The organism is Butyrivibrio sp. VCB2006 (assembly GCF_000420945.1).
Taxonomy (GTDB): Bacteria; Bacillota; Clostridia; order Lachnospirales; family Lachnospiraceae; genus Butyrivibrio.
On the sequence record NZ_ATVX01000002.1, the window covers coordinates 46,324 to 65,621 of the forward strand.

The window sequence follows — 19,298 nt, forward strand, 5'->3', positions numbered from 1 at the left end:
CATATAAGGATTTTTCGTATAATATTGATGGGTTAGAAAAATAATTTATGCATTCGTGCATTTTTAACTAAGAATTTTTTTTTTGAAAAGAGGAATCTATGGCATACAAGGATTACATGGTGCGTGCCACTGCAGGCAACGCACAGATAAGAGCATTCGCAGCAACAACCAAGGATCTTGCAGACTATGGAAGAAGAGCTCACGGCTTGTCTCCTATTGCTACAGCTGCTCTGGGAAGACTCATGACCGGTACTGTTATGATGGGACAAATGATGGACAATGACAGTGACATGCTCACCGTCAAGATGGATGGTGACGGTCCTCTTAAGGGTGTTCTTGCCACAGCGGATAATAAAGGAAACGTTAAAGGCTACGTAAACAATCCATATGTAATAATGGAACCCAACGCAGAAGGTCATCTTAATGTCGGCGGCGGAATCGGCGAGGGAACCCTTACCGTTATAAGAGATATGGGCTTAAAAGAGCCATATATTGGCCAGGTACCATTATACTCCGGAGAAGTTGCCGAAGACTTTACATACTATTTCACCAAATCAGAGCAAACTCCTTCTTCTGTAGGACTTGGAGTTCTTGTAGAAAGAGAAAATCTCTCAGTTGTAGCTGCCGGCGGTTTCATTGTTCAGCTCATGCCCTTCGCTGACGAACAGACAATCACACATTTGGAATTCAACCTGGGAAAGTTTTCTTCTGTGACAGACATTCTCAAGGCAGGCAAAACACCTGAGGATATGCTAAAGATCGTTCTTGATGGATTTGATATCGAATTCACTGATAAAGTAGACCTTAACTTCTACTGCAACTGTGACAAAGACAGAGTTGAAAGAGCTCTAATGCTGGTTGGCAAAAAAGATATTCAGGACATGATAGATGATGGAAAAGAAATCGAGATTAAATGCCACTTCTGTAATAAAGCATACAAATTCTCAGTTGATGAACTAAAAGCAATTAAAGAAAAAGCAAAGTAATAATAAACTCCTAAGAGAATCAGGAATCTCAAGCCTGAACTCTTAGGAGTTTTTAGTTATTCTAAAGAATAATTTTTTATCTGTTTCTTACTACATATTCTTCCAATCCAATACACAACAAATATAGCAAGAATCATGAAAAGCTGAGTGTGAAAGATTCCTACAATATAATAGTTTCTCTCAAGAAAGAACTCTACCTTAAATCCCACAACCACCAAAATAAATGTAAAAATAATATACATGAGAAAAATTGGTGAGTTTTGCGCGACCTTCTTCATATTAGCAATGAAATCCTTGAAGGAAGCATCAAAGTAAACAAATCTACCGATCATAAGTCCAAAGTAGTAAATCATAACCGGTCCATACTGACTCTCATCTCCTATCATATTCAGATACATCAGAGTCACTATCGCAAAGAACATTCCCAGCATTCGCATAGTAGCCTTCTCTTCCGCTTTCAAAATCTTAAGCGGAATAATGAAGCTATCCAAAACCGAATTAAGAACGCAGGAAAAGCAAATCAGAAACAACAAAACAAAGTCCTTACCATCAGTCCAGGTCGAAACCAAAAACTGTTCAAGCTGTGTAAGGTTCACCGCCTTGCCTGTTTCCACCAGTTCATATACGTGATTTATTACCACGTAGGCTGTAGAAAAAGACATTACGCAGGTCCCTGAAATAATCATCTCAAATAATTTCTGCAGACGTACTTCAAAGTCCTCTTTTATGTAGTCTTCTCTGCATCTTAAGTCATATCTTTTGCCATATATTTTTCCGAACAGGAAAAGAATACCCATGCACGCCCCAAGAAGGGCAAATGTAAGAATCAAAAATATGATTTTCTTGCCAAACGTAAAATCCGGATTTAAATAAGCTTCTAAAGACATAATCTAAATGGCAGTCCTAGCTTTCTAAGTACTGTCCTTTCTCCCCCTCAATTAGTCAAAGCATTATAGCACTCAGGTCTTCTGTCACGGAACAATCCCCAGGAAGATCTCATCTTGCCGATTTCCGTAAAATCATACTCAGCATATATAATTTCTTCCTTATCCCTTGAAGCTCTTGAAATCACTTCACCTGTTTCATTTGTAAGGAAGCTGTTTCCGTAGAAAGTAAGGCTGGATTTCTGACCACCGTTTTCTTCAGAAGGCTCTACGTCTTCTCTTCCGATTCGATTGGCTGCTGCAACAGGAATAATATTGGCAGCAGAATGCCCCTGCATGGTTCTCATCCAATGTCCTGAACTATCCACATCCAGGATAGGTTCTGAACCAATAGCTGTAGGATACAGGATAATATCAGCGCCTCCGACAGCCAGGCATCTGGCAGTCTCAGGGAACCACTGATCCCAGCAAATCCCCACTCCAACCCTTCCATAGGATGTATCAAATACCTTGAATCCGGTGTTTCCGGGAGTGAAATAAAACTTTTCCTGATAATAATGGTCATCGGGAATGTGAGTTTTGCGATACACTCCTAAATCTTTTCCATCTGCATCGATCATAACAACCGAATTATAGAAAACATTACCGTCCTTCTCAAATACACAAATAGGCATTACAACATGCAGCTCTGCACAAAGCTTTTTGAAATACTCTATAGCAGGATTCTCCTCAAGCGGAAGTGCCAGTTCATAGTAATCATATCTTCTTTCCTGGCAGAAATATTTTCTTTCAAATAGCTCAGATAAAAGAATTATCTTTGCACCACTTTTCGCAGCTTCTCTTGTAAGTCTATCTGCAGTCTCTATATTTCTTTGCACCTGCTGCGCGTCAGAATCTGCAACTTCACCACAGGCAAACTGCACGCAGGCAACCTTTATCTTGTCACTCATGTCACTTAATCATCCTAACTAATTTAATCTATTATTCTGTTTCGCCAAGGTTATTCTCCGGAATCTGCTGGGTAATACAATGAATATTGCCGCCTCCAAGAAGTATATCTCTTGCAGGTATACCCACAATTTCCTTGTCAGGACAAACCTCTCCTAAAATTTCCAGAGCTTTTTTGTCGCTTTCTGTATTATCTGCGCCAAACTGTGGAACCAGAGCAGCACCATTTACAAAGTAAAAGTTCACATAGCTGGCAGCCAGTCTTTCTCCAACCTCTCTGAAATCCTCACCTTCCTCAAACTCATAATTTGAAAGGTCTTTTTCAGTAATCAGTATAGGCTTTTCAGGGATTGGAAGCTTATGAACCTTTATTTTTCTACCCTTTGCATCTGTTTCTTTTTCCAGATATTCAAGATCAGCTAAAGACATAGCATATTGCGGGTCACTCTCATCATCAGTCCAGGCCAGGACCACTTCTCCCGGAGCAGTAAATGCACACACATTGTCTACATGCTCATTGGTCTCATCATTATAAATACCAAACGGAAGCCATAAAACCTTCTCCACATTCAGATATTCTTTTAACTTATAGTCAATCTGCTCCTTGGTAAGATCAGGATTTCTTCCTGCACTTAAAAGACAGGTCTCAGTAACCATGGCCGTACCTTCACCATCACAGTGAATGGATCCGCCCTCTAGCACAAAATCACCAGCATCATACACAGGAATCTCTATCATATCGCAGAATCTTTCTGCTACTGCATCATCCTTATCCCAGGAAGCGTACAGTCCGTCCACTTCTCCGCCCCAGGCATTAAATTTCCAGTCAATGCCGCGGATTTCTTTATTACCATTAGTTACAAATGTTGGCCCCACATCTCTTGCCCAGGCATCATCAGATTCTATAGGAAGAATCAGGCATCTGTTCTCCAGAACATCAGATACTGTATAAAGACAATCTGCTTCCTTATAGAGGTCTTCTCCTTCTGCTATGATTCGATTTTCTTCCTCCTTGGTACAGGGAGTTACCAGTTTACCTGTTCCATGTACATAGTCAGTTATTATCTCATCACAGAAATCCTTTGCTTCCTTCCAATGATCCTTCTCTGCTAAAAGATAGAGATTCTCTCTTTTCATAATCTCTATAAATACATTAGCAAAAGAATGAAGCGCACCGGTCCTGTCTTTTCCCCAGCTTCCGGGTCTTACAGGATATATCATTATAGTTCCGTCATGCCTTGAGAATTCAGCAGGCATGTAAAAATTATCTTCTCTTGGTACTGAATTTGTAATATCAGCCAATTCACATCTCCTTAGTATAGAATTACTTTTACAGTCTCATCTTAAAATCTTCGTACCCAAATTTCCTGATCACTTCCACTTCTCCATTCTCATGAAGAATATCTATATCAGGAAGTGGCATGCCATTGAAGGTATTGTTTTTGACTATACTGTAAATTGCCATATCTTCGAAAAACAGCCTGTCTCCGATAAAAATTTCATGTTCAAAACTATAATCGCCTATGATATCACCGGCAAGACAGGTCCTTGAAGAAAGTCTGTAATTATAAGGAAGCTCTCCCGGTTCCTCGGAATCACGAAGCGGTGGCCTGTAAGGCATTTCAAGAACATCCGGCATATGACAAGCCGCAGAAGTATCAAGAATCAGTACCGGCATTCTCTGAGTTGGAACAATATCCATAACAGTAGTAACAAGGTAACCGGCATCCAGAGCTATAGCTTCTCCCGGCTCAAGATATACATCAATGCCATACTTATCCTTAATATATTTCACCAGACCAATAAGTCCCTTTACATCATAATCTTCTCTTGTGATATGATGTCCACCTCCAAGGTTTATCCATTTGATTCTGGTTCTGGATTTGTTTTCCTCATCTGCATTAGCGTTAGGTTCCATGGAAGCAGTATCCGTATTAGTAGTATGCTCTAAAGAAACCTCACCGGTCTTATATATATTCTCATTAATACTCTTATAATCGTCCGTATTAATGGCGCCGCCAATACTTGCGCTCACGTTAGAACTAATATTCTCACGTATTCTGTCGAAACCGGCTCTATGCATCATGGCATAACCGTAGTCACCAATATTAACTTCGCTGACAGGATTCGGAAAATATCCAGAGAATTTATCTTCAACAAATAAAAATGTATCTAACAGCGGCTCAAATCCCTGCTCGCAAAGAGTATGGAAATGAAGTCCTTCAACGCCCTCAGGCAAATCATCCGGCATGTTTGCAAGCTTGATTCCAAGTCTTGAGCCATCTGCACAAGGATCATATATCTCGTGTTCCTCCTGGGTACTATATTCAGGATTTATTCTAAGTCCAACGGATATCTTTCCCTCTTTTGCCGCCTGTTCCCAGGTAGGCCTGTGATGCTCTAACTGATTAAGAGAATTAAAGACAATGTGGTCACAAATATTGCATAATTCTCCCATCTCTTCATCCTCAAAAGCCGGCTCATATACGTGATTTTCAAGCTTCATTTCCTCATGAGCAAGTCTTGCTTCATAGAGCCCGGAAGCTGTAGCTCCGGTAAGATACTTTGCGATAAGAGGATATGTCTGATATACAGAATATGCCTTCTGCGCAAGAAGAATCTTAGCCCCGGATTCTTTCTGCACTCTGTCCAGAATCTCCAGGTTCTCTCTAAGCTTCTTTTCATCTATAACATATGCGGGAGTTTTAATATCGTTCAAATTCATCAGGTTCCCTCCATAAACAGTTTATGTTATAAAACCCTACTATTGCATTTTACCATAAATACCGACATATTTTCTTTAGTAAGGATATTATGATATACGACCACAAAAAAGTTGTTACCCGTAGCAAGGGTAACAACTTTAAAAATCATATATATTAGAATTTTTCTTTAGTCTACCAAAACAGGATTCTCATCAACAACCCATGGAAGACCAAACTCATTAAGCATTTCCATGTATGGATCCGGATCAAACTCATCAGTTGTGAATACGCCCGGTTTCTTCCACTTGCCGCTCATTACAAGAGCTGTACCGATCATGGCTGGAACACCAGTTGTATAGCTGATAGCCTGGCTACCAAGTTCCTTGTAGCATTCCTGGTGGTCACATACATTGTAGATGTAAAGAGTCTTCTCCTTGCCATCCTTAATACCACGGAAGATACATCCAATATTTGTCTTTCCAACTGTTCTAGGGCCAAGGCTTGCAGGATCCGGAAGAAGTGCCTTCAGGAACTGAATAGGAACAATATCCTGGCCTTCAAACTTGATTGGAGTTGTTGAAAGCATTCCAACATCTTCAAGACATCTCATATGATCAAGATAGCTCTGACCGAAGGTCATGAAGAAACGTATTCTCTTAATCTCAGGGAAGTTGCGGCCAAGTGCCTCAATCTCCTCGTGGTGAAGAAGGTACATATCCTTCTGGCCTACCTGAGGGAAATTATACTCTCTCTTAATCTCCATAGGCTTGGTCTCAATCCAGTGGCCATCCTCCCAGTAGCTGCCGTTTGCACTAACTTCGCGAAGATTGATCTCAGGGTTGAAGTTTGTTGCAAAAGCATAGCCATGATCACCACCGTTACAGTCAAGAATGTCGACTGAATGGATTTCATCAAAATAGTGTTTCTTAGCGTAAGCTACAAATACGCTAGTTACACCGGGGTCAAATCCGGTTCCTAGAAGACCTGTGATTCCTGCCTCCTTGAACTTATCCATGTATGCCCACTGATAGCTGTAATCGAAATAAGCTGTAAAGCCTTTCTCCTTGCATCTCTTCTCATATGCTGCACGCCATACAGGCTCATCTGTATCCTCAGGCTCGTAGTTAGCAGTGTCAATATAGTCAACCTTGCACTCAAGGCAAGCGTCCATAATTGTAAGATCCTGATAAGGAAGTGCTACATTCAGCACTGCATCAGGCTGGTACTCCTTGATAAGCTTAACCACATCATTAACATCATCAGCATTAACTGTTGCTGTTGTAATCTTAACCGGTGTGCCGTTCTTCTCAAGCTTATCCTTGAGTGCATCACACTTAGATACAGTTCTTGATGCAAGGCACATCTCTGTGAAAACGCCGCTGTTCTGAGCACATTTCTGAATAGCTACCTGAGCAACGCCGCCACAACCTATAACTAAAAGTCTTCCCATATTTTTCTCCTTTTCTTCACTATATATAACATCGGATTGTTCCGTGCTTCGCACTCTCACAATCCTACAATCATTCGGAAATCATGGGGCCCCTACCCCACTTTTTCCTCATGCTTGTTCAGGTCATGAAGTAATATGCCAATTCGCAAGCAAGCTTGCATTGGCAATCACTTATGACCATGTTATCTAGACATATCTTCTTCTTCCTGAAGCAAATCTTCAACATACTTAGGCAGCATGAAGGCGCCCTTGTGAAGATGTGTTGTATAGTACCAGGTCTTGATTCCTCTCTCATCCCATCTGTCAGGATTGAAATCCTTGAGGGGATGATACTTCTTGCTGGCAAATCCAAAGAGCCAGTATCCCGCAGGACATGTAGGAATGTGAGCCTGGTAAACTCTGTTCACAGGGAAAACTCTGTAAGCCTTCCTGTGCATAGCTCTGCAGCTCTCTTCATCCTCATCATAGAATGGGCTTCCATGCTGATAAACCATGATTCCATCATCATGAAGAGCCTTGTAACAGCTTCCATAGAACTCCTTGGTAAAAAGACCTGCCTCATGTCCAAGAGGTTCTGTAGCATCATTGATGATAAGGTCGTACATATCCTCGCACTTACGAAGATATTTAAGACCGTCCTGATAATAAATATGAACTCTGTCATCCTCAAGTCCAACAGCGTTGTCTGGGAAATATTGTTTACATACATCCACAAACATATTGTCAGGTTCTACCACATCAATTACCTTGATCTCATCGTAGTGGCAAAGCTCTCTTGCTACACCGCCATCACCGCCACCAAGAACCAGGACTCTTTGAACCTTGGGATGAACTGCCATAGGCACATGAACAATCATCTCATCATAGGTAAACTCGTCTTTCTCGGAAAAGATGATATTACCGTCTGAAGCAAGAAACTTGCCAAACTCAGGAGAATCAAACACATCAATTCTCTGAAATTCACTGGTACCGGAAAAGAGTTGTTTGGAAAGTCTGATACTTATCTTGACGTTTCCGGTATGCATGTCACTAAACCAATAATCCATCTCTGCCATATCATTCTCCTTATCAGAAGCCGCCCCGTCGCATGGGCTTAAACTTCCAATCACACACAACTCAATTATCTGACCTTAAAGTCCTTTTTGAAAGAGTCTGCATCTTCGTCAAAATCAAACTTTATAGTTACGTTATTTTTCTCATCTGTAATAACACCATTATAAAAGAAAATGTCTGCATTATCATTCATTAGCATAACATAATCTCGTGGATCCGACTCAAGATACTCTTTTATTTTACTCCTTAGCTCGTCTCCTGAATAGCTAAGCTCCTTGCCATATTCATCTGCAGCTGATAGAACCTTTTCTAAGACCTTATCATAAAACGCATCATCCATCACAAAAATATCAGATGGAGTAAGGAGCTTACCTTCCTGAGTGTCGATATTAAATTTACTTATGGTATATTTGCCGTTTAAATCATAGTCAAATTCAATACCAAAAGCCAGTTCATCCCTTCTGAATTCGATTCCACTAAGGGTCTGACTGTTTCCGGAAGCAAGGATTTCTCCTGCAATCTTCTCAAGCTCACCATTCACTTCGTCAAAAGCAGCCTGAAGCTGAGGATAATCTGAAGGAACACTATATGCAGGATAAATAACTGTATTTCCGTTATTCTCCATAGTCTTTTCTTCTTCAGAAAATTCCATATCTCCCTTAATACTAAGCTCAACAATACTATATCCGTCGTAGCAGCTGTAAGGATTCTTGTAGAGCTTGGCAATTACAGGAATTTCTTTGCCAGATTTGTTTACAGCATTAAGCTCAAGGTTAATAGCATCACCATCATCAACCTGTGATGTGATATCCAATGTGTAAGTTGGCGCCATTGGCTGCACATAAGAGCAGTCCAAAGTATCTGAATCTGCGAAATACTCATCAAAAGAAACATATTTACCAGTGAGTGAATGCTGAATATACTCAATCTGATCCTTGGTAAAATTGTATCCGTCCTTGCTGATAAGCTTACTCTCATAAAGGGTTACGTCGCACTCATTAGAAATAAACCACTGTAAAAAAGTACTCTTCCATCCTTCTCCTGTATACTCAGAAGGGCTACATAAATTCTTGATGAAAATATAATCAGAAAGAGCCTGGCGAAGGTTCTTACTCATTTCAAATTCATCGCCATAGCTGCACTCATAAATATCCATTGCAAGGTAGTCAAACGGGACCTCATCGATAGGGCTTGCCGGCTCAGATGAAGACGCCTGCGCAGCAACCTCTTCTCCTGCTTCTACCTGAGCATCACTTGTTTCCTTTGCGCCGCACCCTGTAAGCATCAGTACACCTACGCATAAAAAGGCTGCACCTTTAACAAAAGATCTTTTCATAATAACCTCCCAAAAAAATATATTATTCTTTACACCTATAAGACATATCCTTCCATCCTATAGTTGCAAAGAATTATATTCAAAAAAATATCTATCACTTGATAACAAACAGTTCGGAAATATCCTCACTCTCAGGTCCCTGCATTGAGCAACCCTTAGCCATTGCTGTCTTAATATAATCAAGGATTTCTTCAGTAATAACCTCTCCCGGAGACAAAATCGGTATTCCCGGAGGATAGCACATAACTGACTCAGCACTGATTCTGCCTACAGTCTCGTCAATAGGAAGAGATTCTTTTTCTGCATAGAACGCTTCCTGAGGAGTTGCCTTTACAATAGGTGTCACATACTCAGCTGAGAAAAAGCTCTGCTCAGGCTTAGCATAGAGTCTTCTGATATCAGCAAGAGCTCCTGCAAGTCTCTCAATATCCTGAAGTCTGTCACCAATTGAAATATATGCCATAACATTAGAGAGATCTCCAAACTCCATCTGAATGTCGTATTCGTCTCTAAGAAGGTCATAAACCTCAATACCGGTAAGACCAATCTTCCTTGTGTTTACAACAAGCTTGGTCTCATCGAAATCGTAGATGCTGCCGCCATTTTTAAGCTCATTACCGTAAGCATAGTAGCCGCCGATATCATTGATTTCTTCTCTTGCATACTGAGCCATCTTGGTAACCTTTTCAAAGCTGGCAGCTCCGTTAAGTGCAAGGTTACGCCTTGAAATATCAAGACTTCCAAGAAGAAGGTAGCTTGCGCTGGTAGTCTGAGTAAGGTTCACAATTCTGCTGATATAACCAATGTTTGCATCCGGTCCGCACAAAAGAATTGAACTCTGTGTAAGACTTCCTCCGGACTTATGCATACTGATAGCTGCCATATCTGCACCTGCAGCCATAGCATTAAGTGGAAGATTAGGTCCGAAATAAAGGTGTGTACCATGGGCCTCATCAACAAGGGCCTTCATACCATTCTCGTGAGCCAGATCAACAATAGCCTTAAGATTTGAACAGATACCGTAGTAAGAAGGATTGTTAATAAGAATAGCCTTAGCTTCCGGATTCTCTTCTATAGCTCTTTTTACATCGGCAAGTTCCATTCCAAGCGGAATTCCAAGATTGGTATCTACCTTGGGATCAATATAAACAGGAATGGCACCGCACAAAATCAGAGCGTTGATGGCACTCTTGTGGACGTTCCTTGGCATAATGATCTTCTCTCCCATTTTGACGTGGGATAAAACCATAGCCTGGACTGCACTTGTTGTGCCGTTAACCATCATAAATGCATGAGCCGCACCAAAAGCATCCGCCATAAGTTCCTCTGCTTCCTTGATTACAGAAACAGGATGGCACAAATTATCAAGAGGCTTCATGGAATTAACATCAATTCCTACGCATCTGTCTCCCAAAAAGCTCACCAGCTCTGGGTTTCCTCTTCCTCTCTTATGTCCGGGGACATCAAAAGGAACTACTCTCTGCTTTCTAAATCTCTCTAAAGCCTCATAAACAGGGGCTTTCTTTTGCCTAGTAAGATCCAACTACCTATCCTCCATAATATAAACGTGTTTGTTCATAAACACAAAGGAAAGAGGTGGCGTGTTCATCACACGCTACCCCTTTTATTATCTAATTACACAGTAAGGTAATCATACTATATAATCACAGAATATTAAAGCAAAAAAATTAGTATTTTTTCTTACTTTTTTGCTTTCTTTCTGTTCTTTTTTCTTGAAGCCTTATTAGTGCTTTTCGGCTCCTTCGGTTCTGCTTCTGTTTCTGTTTTTACTTCTGCGTCAGGTTCTGTATCGCTGCTTGCCTGAACTTCATTTTCTGATATTTCTGATTCAGAAGCATTATCCTTGTCCTTCCTGAACAGAGTCTTATCCTCCTGACTATCATCATAGAAGAGCTGTTCCTTGTCCTCGATTTTCTTGGAGACATTCTTGGCCAGCTTATTGATCAATTTAGGAAGAAGTCCTCCATTCTTCGAAACATATATGGCCACAAGCGCAATAACCAATATAAGCAAAATCAAGGCTGCTATTGCAATTCCTGCATAGGAATACAATCTGAGTTTTGTAGTAGACATTCTTACATCAATAGTTACGTCATTTCCTTCTATTTCGTAAGTGTCATATTCGCCAAGACTTCCTGTTTTTTCCAATTTGTTAAGAGAACCATCTTCCCCAACAAGGAAGAAACCGTAACCAAATCCCATTTCCTTAAGCATGTCTTCAGGGTTTAGTCTGTACCTTACCCGGTGCTTTTTTTGCCCGTCATCGGGTATAGAGATATGCAAAAGTTCATCTTCCTGGTAGAGCGTCTTGCCTTCTTTATACATCTCCTCAGTAGAATTCGGATCAAAGGTATTTGTCCACTCTATGGTAAGCTTATCTTCTTCCCTGAACTGCCCGTCGACCAAAAATCTTCCCTGATGAATCGAATCATCACCTGATGTACTTTCTTCGCCTATGGTTGTTCTGTACTTGGTATAGGTAGCAGTAATAACTTCATCAGTCTTAAGGTTATCAATGGCCGTTCTATCCCAAGTTACATAATAGCCTGCCTTATCATCCACACGAGGATAATCCTTTTCTTCAATGGAAGATCCATACTTCTGGCTGGATTTCTTGATTACTTTTTCACCATTTGGAAGATCAGCATCTTCCAGCATAAATGTTATGGTAACGCTCTTAAAATCATATGGAACTTCGCTTACATCAAAAGACTTAGGCTCTGCCTTAGCCGTGTAGCTTGATCTGTCAATTCCGGCAAGGTCATCACTATAAAAATAGTTGTCTCTTACAACACCCTTCTCATCAACATGTCCGGAAATAGCACCAAACCAGCTATCGGAATTCTCGATTTTAACAAGAGACTGGCAATTACTGATATGCATTCCATCACCGGTAATTCCGCCCACATAAGAAGCACCATCAAGAATTCCCGAAGAAGTTGATTCAACCACGTTGGATATTGATCTTCCGCAAACGCCGCCCACATACTCACCGGAGCTGGACTTTAGATTACCCATATTGGCGCATCTTTTGATGGTTCCCATCTCCTGAAGGCCGCAAATTCCGCCCACATAGTTCTTTTCACCCACGGCGTTATTGTAGTTATTACAGCCTCTTATGACACACTTAGTCAGGTACGAAGTGCTCATCTTGCTGTCCTTTATACCTGTAATATCACTTTCCTTGTCATACTCATACTCAATAGCCATTGTGCCCGCAACGCCGGCCACATCAATGTCTCCTTCAACCTTTCCGTAATTAACACAGGAATCGATTGTAGCGTCAGTACAGGTATCCGCTTCATCCAAGGATACGTCCTCAAAAGAATGAGTATAGTCCATTTCCAGTACGCCATCCGCTGCATCTGAGAATAGAAGCATGATGGTATTGAACTGATCCGTCACAGCCTGAAGATCATCAACAAGAATACCTGTGGCCCCATTCATTTCAGAATTAAGAAGTCCAAAGTTGTCATTCATGCCCTGCATGTTATCAACAAAAGAAGCTGTGCGAGCTTTGTATTCGTCACTAAAGGTAGGAAATACGATATTATCTCTTCCGGCAATGTTATTTAGGATTGATCTGGTATCACGGCCGGCATTCTTGAGGTTCTCAGCAGCTCTCTCAATATCCTCGATGCCATTCACGGCATCAACTCTGACATCATCAGCCATAAGACTAGTTGCGTCAGTTATGATTTCAACAGCTTTTGCAGTATTAGTTGCTACATCCTCCAAATAGGCTTGAGATCCTTTTTCCCCAGCCGCATTGGTATACATGTTCATAGCATATGATGCAGCTTTCTCCGCAGCATAAGATTCAGCGGCAGTGTTAAGATTATTATCATCTGAATAACTTACATGCGATTCACTAGATGCAGGAAATCTTGTTTTGTCAGTATCCTTATGTTGCCAATATCCCGGTGTAGCTGCATGAGTTTGTTCAATAATGTCATTTGTTGATGTTATAGTGCTGTCATTTAATATTGCCATCTGAGTTTGCGGATCAAGAACATCTCCATTTTCTTTGACAAACTCCAAATCACTTGAATTTGTATATTCCCCTTTATGGTTATAAATATAATAGTTTTTATAAGGTTCGAAGGCAGATTTGTAAAGAACATTATATTGTCCTTCTATTCCTTCCAATGCTTCTTTAGCTGCATTATATTCTTCCCTATTACCAGTTTCATCAATATAGTAATCTATATCAAGCTTAGAAAAAGCAGATCTTATATCTACTGCAGAATCCTTAACATTTCCAATGGCCTGCTCTGTATGATCCAGGGCTCCGCCTTCCTTGGTAGCCTCATCAAGAACATAGTCAACCCTTGCAAAAGCCTCTGTTGCAGACCCAGATATACCATTGGCATAATCTATGGTTCCGTTTGCAATATACTTAACGTCGTTAAGAGCATTTCCGGTGTAGCCCTGAATAATAGAGAGCCTGTTGGAAATGACATTAGACTGATTCTTGGTATCACGAAGCGTAACTGTAACAAGATCATGAAGCTTACCGATAGCTTCAGATAGCTGATAAGCGATATCAGTACTAAGATCCACCGTAATATATGGCTCAGCCTGACCTACAACACCGCCTACATCTTTCCTTCCAAGAACCTTGGCACTGTTGGTACACTTGAACATATAACCGGAATGTCTTCCTGCAATACCGCCTACATTGTAACCTACGTGCTCATAGCCAATGTCACCGGTATTGATGCAATTGGTCATAATGCCAAGAGACTGTCCTGCAATACCGCCTGTATCGGAAGCTGTAACATCGGCATTAGCGTCCTCATCAGTACTGTTCACATTTTTAACCAGGGAAATAACCTTATTCAGAGTACTCATGGAATCAATAGTGATCTGAGTATCCGTATTTGTGGTATTTACCAGGGAATCATTAACGCAGTTAAGAACATATCCATTATTCTGTCCAACAATACCTCCGGTAAAATGAACGCCATGAACATAGCCGGAACAACTACAGTCATCCAGGACACCTGTCAGCTTATTGACTCCAACAACTCCGCCCACGTAGTCATTACCATTTATAACTCCGGTATAGCTGCACTTATGAATGTAACCATTATTTATGGCTGCAATTCCGCCGATATTGATCTGTTCACCGGATGGGATTATTGATCCCTGTACCTTGAGGTTTGTAATAACTGCTGTGCTCTGAACCTCTGTAAAAAGACCTATATAAGACATTCCTTTATCTACATTAAAAGAACTGATGGTATGTCCTGCACCATCGAAAATCCCGCCAAAGGATGGTATTCCCGTAAAATCGCATCCAAGCAGGGAAATGTCGCTGGTTAAAGTCACCTTTTTGTTAACAGACCAGGTATCCAGTTTGCAGTTATTTGCAAAAGCCAGGAATTCCTCTGTTGATCCTATGTTTATTTCTTCCATCTGCTCCGGAATAACAGCTTCTACATTCTCTTTAATATCCTCATCAACATCTGTGACATCCTCCAAAGCTCTTTCGTAAGTGCCGGTTGAAACAGTTGGAGTTGGAACACCTGGTCTTTCTTCTATAGCAGCAGTATTATCATCGTTTTCTGCAAAAGCAGTAACAGCTGAAGTTGTTACAAAAACTACTCCAAGAAGAAGTGCGCATAATCTCTTTTTCATATCAGCCCTCCTCCCCTACTACTTCTTTTTGTACATCCAGCGGTTTTCCATCTTCATCTAGCATCTGAATATCACTACTTTCTACGTAAGCACTGATATTACCTTTTACAATTGCATGAACTACGCCATTGATATTACCGTCGATATGTCCGCGGACAAGTCCGTCAATTCGCATAGTTCCTGCTCTCTGCCTTGTCTGAAGAGGCATATTCATTACAAAGGCCGTAAGCTCGATAACCTTATCACCTACCAAAAGAATCTGAGGAAGAACAAACATGGTGATCAAAATGGAAATAATTGTTCCTCGGCCAAGGCACTTACCAATTCCATAGATTGCGCAGTCAGAAGTCATGTTACCAATAAGAGTTCCGGCAACAGCAAGCATAGTTCCCGAAGTAATAATAGTCGGGAATGACAGGTTCATTGTATTGATAATTGCATCTCTTTTTCCCATGGTCTCACGAAGCTCAGTGTATCTTCCTGCGATAACGATGGCATAATCGATATTGGCACCCATCTGAATAGAACTTACAATCAGATAGCCCAGGAAGAACAGGTTGTCATGCTCAAGGGCCGGTATCGAGAAGTTTATCCAGATACATCCCTGAATAACCACAATAAGTAGCACTGGCATTCCGGCTGACTTGAAGGTAAAAAGAAGAACTACAAGTACGGCCAGAATAGAGATAACGCTGGTCACGGTATTATCCCTGGAAAAGCACTTTTTAAGGTCATACTGACTGACAGATTCACCAACCACATATATCTTATCTTCATCGTAGTATTTCTCAGTAATGGTGTGCATCTTGTCAAGGAAGGCAAAGGTTTCATCAGATTCCTGCGGAAGACTTAAATATACAAGAATTCTGGAGTAATCCTCACCCTGAAGCTGTTGCTTGGCAAAATTCATCATTCTGTCAGCGTTTGATAGCTGCTCCATAAGTTCGTCAGAAAGAGTTACATACCCCTCTTCCACTTCCTGGTATACAAACATGAACATATCGATGAGTGGAACCTTATAGTTCGCAAGCCCGTTTACAACCTTGGCATAATCTTCATCATTAACCGCATAGGCTGTATAAACAAGCTCAGCAATCTCATAATCAATATTTAAAAGTTCTGAAAACTGTCTAGGTGTAAGTTTGTCCGTCAGGGTATACCCGTTAAGCGCCTCTGTATTGGCAAGACCTGTAACAGAGGTTACCTGATCATATGTCAAAAGATCATCGATAAGCCTTTTTTCTTTTTCGTAATCACCGGAAGGGAACACCAAAGCCACCATATTGTCAGATCTGAAGTTATCATCCTGCATATTCTGAGCCTTCTGAACCTCATTGATCAGAGGCGGCGTAATCTGAGTGTATCCATAAACATAAGGAGTCTTGGAAGATACCCTGTTAGCAATGATAATGACCACTACAAACAAAGGAGCAATGATATATCTTGTGGCATAGGCAAACTTACCGACAAATGGAATCTGTGGAACGAAGTTCTTGTGCTGGGTCTTTTCCATAAGACCTGCAAAGAGCATGATAATACCCGGCATTAAGAGGAATACTGACAAAAGACTGAGTAAAATAGCCTTGATCAGTACTATACCCATATCTTTACCAATGCCAAACTGCATGAACAGCATAGCAATAAGACCACCAATTGTGGTAAGTGAACTTCCGGAAATCTCCGGAATTGATTTGGACAAAGCAACAATACAGGCTTCACGATAAGGAAGCTCTGCATGTTCCTCCTTATATCGATTTAGGAAAATAACGGCATAGTCAACTGACAACGCCAGCTGCAGCACGATTGTGACAGAATCTGATACAAAAGAAATAGTTCCAAGAAGGAAGTTTGTGCCCATCTGAACAAGGGCCGCACTTCCAAAAGTAAGGAGGAGGACAGGAACTTCAGCATAAGCTTGGGACGTAAGCAGCAAAACTCCCACAACGACAAATACAACAATAACAGATATTACACTCATCTCCTTGTTGATCAGCTCCGACTGGGTATCTCCAAGGGTTGTGGACAAGTAATAGTCATAATCCTTAAAATATTCCTTAACCTGATCCAAAAGAACAAGGCACATGTCATCATTCTCGCTGTAGTCGAAGGTAATATTAAAAAGGGCAGAGCCATTGTTATAGTGTTTATCTGAATCGTCCAGATCTACAGAAAAAACACCCTCAATGTTTTCCAGGTCTTCCTTGATAAGTAGAGCCTGATCATAGTCGATGTTAGCCACCATTACTTTGGTTGAGCCATAGGTGATAAACTGCTCCTCCATAAGTTTAAGGCCGCGCCATGTTTCTGAGGTTTCCGGCAGATACTCGGAAAGCTGGTTTTCTACACTTACCCAGTTTCTGGAAATCGCCGCGAATATGCATAGAATTGCATAAATCAGGAAGAAAAGATTGCGCTTATCAACGATGAAAGCGCAGATTTTAAGCATAAAGCTATTGCCGCCCTTAGCTTCGGTGTTGTCCATTTTTATCCCCCTAGAAAAAATAAAACAAAACTTTACTATATATTGTATTACTTTTAAATACACGGGGCAAGATATAGAAAAAGGACCGGGACATATGTCCCGGCCCTTAAAACCACCTATTACTAAATTACATCATTCCGCCCATTCCTGCGCCGCCTGCTGGCATTGGAGGAACTGGCTCTTTAACTGTTGCTACAGCTGCCTCTGTTGTAAGGAAGCTTGATGCAACTGATGTTGCGTTCTGAAGAGCTGAACGTGTAACCTTGGCAGGATCGATGATACCATCCTTAACCATATCTACATACTCTTCTGTATATGCATTGAAGCCTACGCCCTGCTTAGACTCTTTAACCTTGTTAACAATAACTGATCCGTCAAGACCTGCATTGTTAGCGATGTGGTAAAGAGGAGCTTCAAGAGCCTTGAGAACTACCTTAGCACCTGTCTTCTCATCACCGTCAAGTGAATCAACAAGCTTAGCAACTTCCTTGGAAGCGTGGATGTAAGCTGATCCACCACCGAAGATGATACCCTCTTCTACAGCAGCTCTTGTTGCGTTAAGAGCATCTTCCATTCTGTACTTAGCTTCCTTCATTTCTGTCTCTGTAGCAGCACCAACTCTGATAACTGCAACACCACCTGCAAGCTTAGCAAGTCTCTCCTGAAGCTTTTCCTTATCGAAATCAGATGTTGTATCCTCAATCTGCTTCTTGATCTGAGCAACTCTAGCCTTGATGTCAGCCTTGTTTCCAAGACCATCAACGATTGTTGTCTTCTCTTTCTCTACCTTGATGCTCTTAGCTCTTCCAAGGTCATCCATTGTTGTATCCTTGAGCTCGAGACCAAGATCAGAAGAAATAACCTTACCGCCTGTAAGGATTGCGATATCCTCAAGCATAGCCTTTCTACGATCGCCATAGCCAGGAGCCTTAACAGCTACTACGTTGAATGTTCCACGGAGCTTATTTACGATAAGAGTTGTAAGAGCCTCGCCTTCAACATCCTCAGCAATGATAAGAAGCTTAGAACCTGTCTTAACGATCTGCTCAAGGAGTGGAAGGATATCCTGAATGTTTGAAATCTTCTTGTCTGTGATGAGGATGAATGGATCTTCAAGTGTAGCTTCCATCTTGTCCATATCTGTAGCCATGTAAGCTGAGATATATCCTCTGTCGAACTGCATACCTTCTACAAGGTCAAGCTCTGTCTGCATTGTCTTGGACTCTTCGATTGTGATAACACCATCGTTAGAAACCTTCTCCATAGCATCAGCGATCATCTGACCAACCTCATCATCACCTGATGAAACTGCTGCCACTCTCATGATCTGCTCTTTGCCCTTAACCTTAGTAGCCATCTTGCTGATTGATGCAACTGCTGCATCAGTAGCCTTCTTCATACCCTTTCTAAGAACGATTGGGTTAGCGCCTGCTGCAAGGTTCTTAACACCTTCATTGATCATAGCCTGTGCAAGAACTGTAGCTGTTGTTGTACCATCTCCTGCTACATCGTTAGTCTTTGTAGCAACTTCCTTAACAAGCTGAGCTCCCATGTTCTCATAAGCATCCTCAAGCTCGATCTCTTTTGCAATAGTAACACCGTCGTTTGTGATTGTAGGTGCACCGTAACTCTTATCAAGAACTACGTTTCTTCCCTTAGGTCCGATTGTTACTCTTACTGTATCTGCAAGCTTATTAACGCCTTCTACCATAGCTGTGCGGGCGTCAGCGCCGTACTTAATTGTCTTTGCCATTTTGAAAATCCTCCAAAATTTATATTTTTTCTAAAAG

12 protein-coding genes are annotated in these 19,298 nt (G+C 41.2%); 1 reads left to right on the top strand and 11 read right to left on the bottom strand.

Going from position 1 to position 19,298, the window contains the following annotated elements:
* Window positions 1–98: 98 nt before the first annotated feature.
* Window positions 99–986, top strand: coding sequence for an Hsp33 family molecular chaperone HslO (hslO, locus tag G613_RS0101710; protein ID WP_029231002.1), 888 nt, complete (start codon window positions 99–101; stop codon window positions 984–986).
* 56 nt (window positions 987–1,042) lie between these two features.
* Here the strand turns inward: hslO and G613_RS0101715 are convergent, their stop codons facing one another.
* The 11 genes from G613_RS0101715 to groL all read right to left on the bottom strand — a co-directional run bounded on the left by G613_RS0101715 (window position 1,043) and on the right by groL (window position 19,261).
* Window positions 1,043–1,873: a hypothetical protein gene (locus G613_RS0101715; RefSeq protein WP_155828012.1), complete on the bottom strand. Its 831-nt coding sequence runs from the start codon at window positions 1,871–1,873 to the stop codon at window positions 1,043–1,045.
* 47 nt (window positions 1,874–1,920) lie between these two features.
* On the bottom strand, window positions 1,921–2,820 hold the full coding sequence (gene aguB / locus G613_RS0101720) for an N-carbamoylputrescine amidase (protein WP_029231004.1): 900 nt from the start codon (window positions 2,818–2,820) through the stop codon (window positions 1,921–1,923).
* A 31-nt stretch (window positions 2,821–2,851) separates the two neighbouring features.
* Window positions 2,852–4,120 carry an agmatine deiminase gene (aguA, locus tag G613_RS0101725; protein ID WP_029231005.1) on the bottom strand — a complete coding sequence of 423 codons (1,269 nt, stop codon included), beginning with the start codon at window positions 4,118–4,120 and terminating at the stop codon, window positions 2,852–2,854.
* Between the two features lie 28 nt (window positions 4,121–4,148).
* Window positions 4,149–5,543: a carboxynorspermidine decarboxylase gene (locus G613_RS19620; RefSeq protein WP_029231006.1), complete on the bottom strand. Its 1,395-nt coding sequence runs from the start codon at window positions 5,541–5,543 to the stop codon at window positions 4,149–4,151.
* A gap of 167 nt (window positions 5,544–5,710) precedes the next feature.
* On the bottom strand, window positions 5,711–6,973 hold the full coding sequence (locus tag G613_RS0101735) for a saccharopine dehydrogenase family protein (protein WP_029231007.1): 1,263 nt from the start codon (window positions 6,971–6,973) through the stop codon (window positions 5,711–5,713).
* A gap of 182 nt (window positions 6,974–7,155) precedes the next feature.
* Window positions 7,156–8,019 (bottom strand): polyamine aminopropyltransferase, encoded by an 864-nt coding sequence (gene speE / locus G613_RS0101740; protein WP_029231008.1) that lies wholly within the window; start codon window positions 8,017–8,019, stop codon window positions 7,156–7,158.
* A 74-nt stretch (window positions 8,020–8,093) separates the two neighbouring features.
* Window positions 8,094–9,362: a hypothetical protein gene (locus tag G613_RS0101745; RefSeq protein ID WP_029231009.1), complete on the bottom strand. Its 1,269-nt coding sequence runs from the start codon at window positions 9,360–9,362 to the stop codon at window positions 8,094–8,096.
* 94 nt (window positions 9,363–9,456) lie between these two features.
* Window positions 9,457–10,905, bottom strand: a complete 1,449-nt coding sequence (locus tag G613_RS0101750) for an aminotransferase class I/II-fold pyridoxal phosphate-dependent enzyme (protein ID WP_029231010.1) — start codon at window positions 10,903–10,905, stop codon at window positions 9,457–9,459.
* Window positions 10,906–11,063: 158 nt separating this feature from the next.
* Entirely contained in the window at window positions 11,064–15,026 is a 3,963-nt protein-coding gene (locus G613_RS0101755; protein ID WP_029231011.1) for a hypothetical protein, read from the bottom strand.
* Between the two features lies 1 nt (window position 15,027).
* Window positions 15,028–17,508, bottom strand: a complete 2,481-nt coding sequence (locus G613_RS0101760; RefSeq protein ID WP_029231012.1) for an efflux RND transporter permease subunit — start codon at window positions 17,506–17,508, stop codon at window positions 15,028–15,030.
* Between the two features lie 127 nt (window positions 17,509–17,635).
* Entirely contained in the window at window positions 17,636–19,261 is a 1,626-nt protein-coding gene (groL, locus tag G613_RS0101765; protein WP_029231013.1) for a chaperonin GroEL, read from the bottom strand.
* Window positions 19,262–19,298 lie beyond the last annotated feature (37 nt).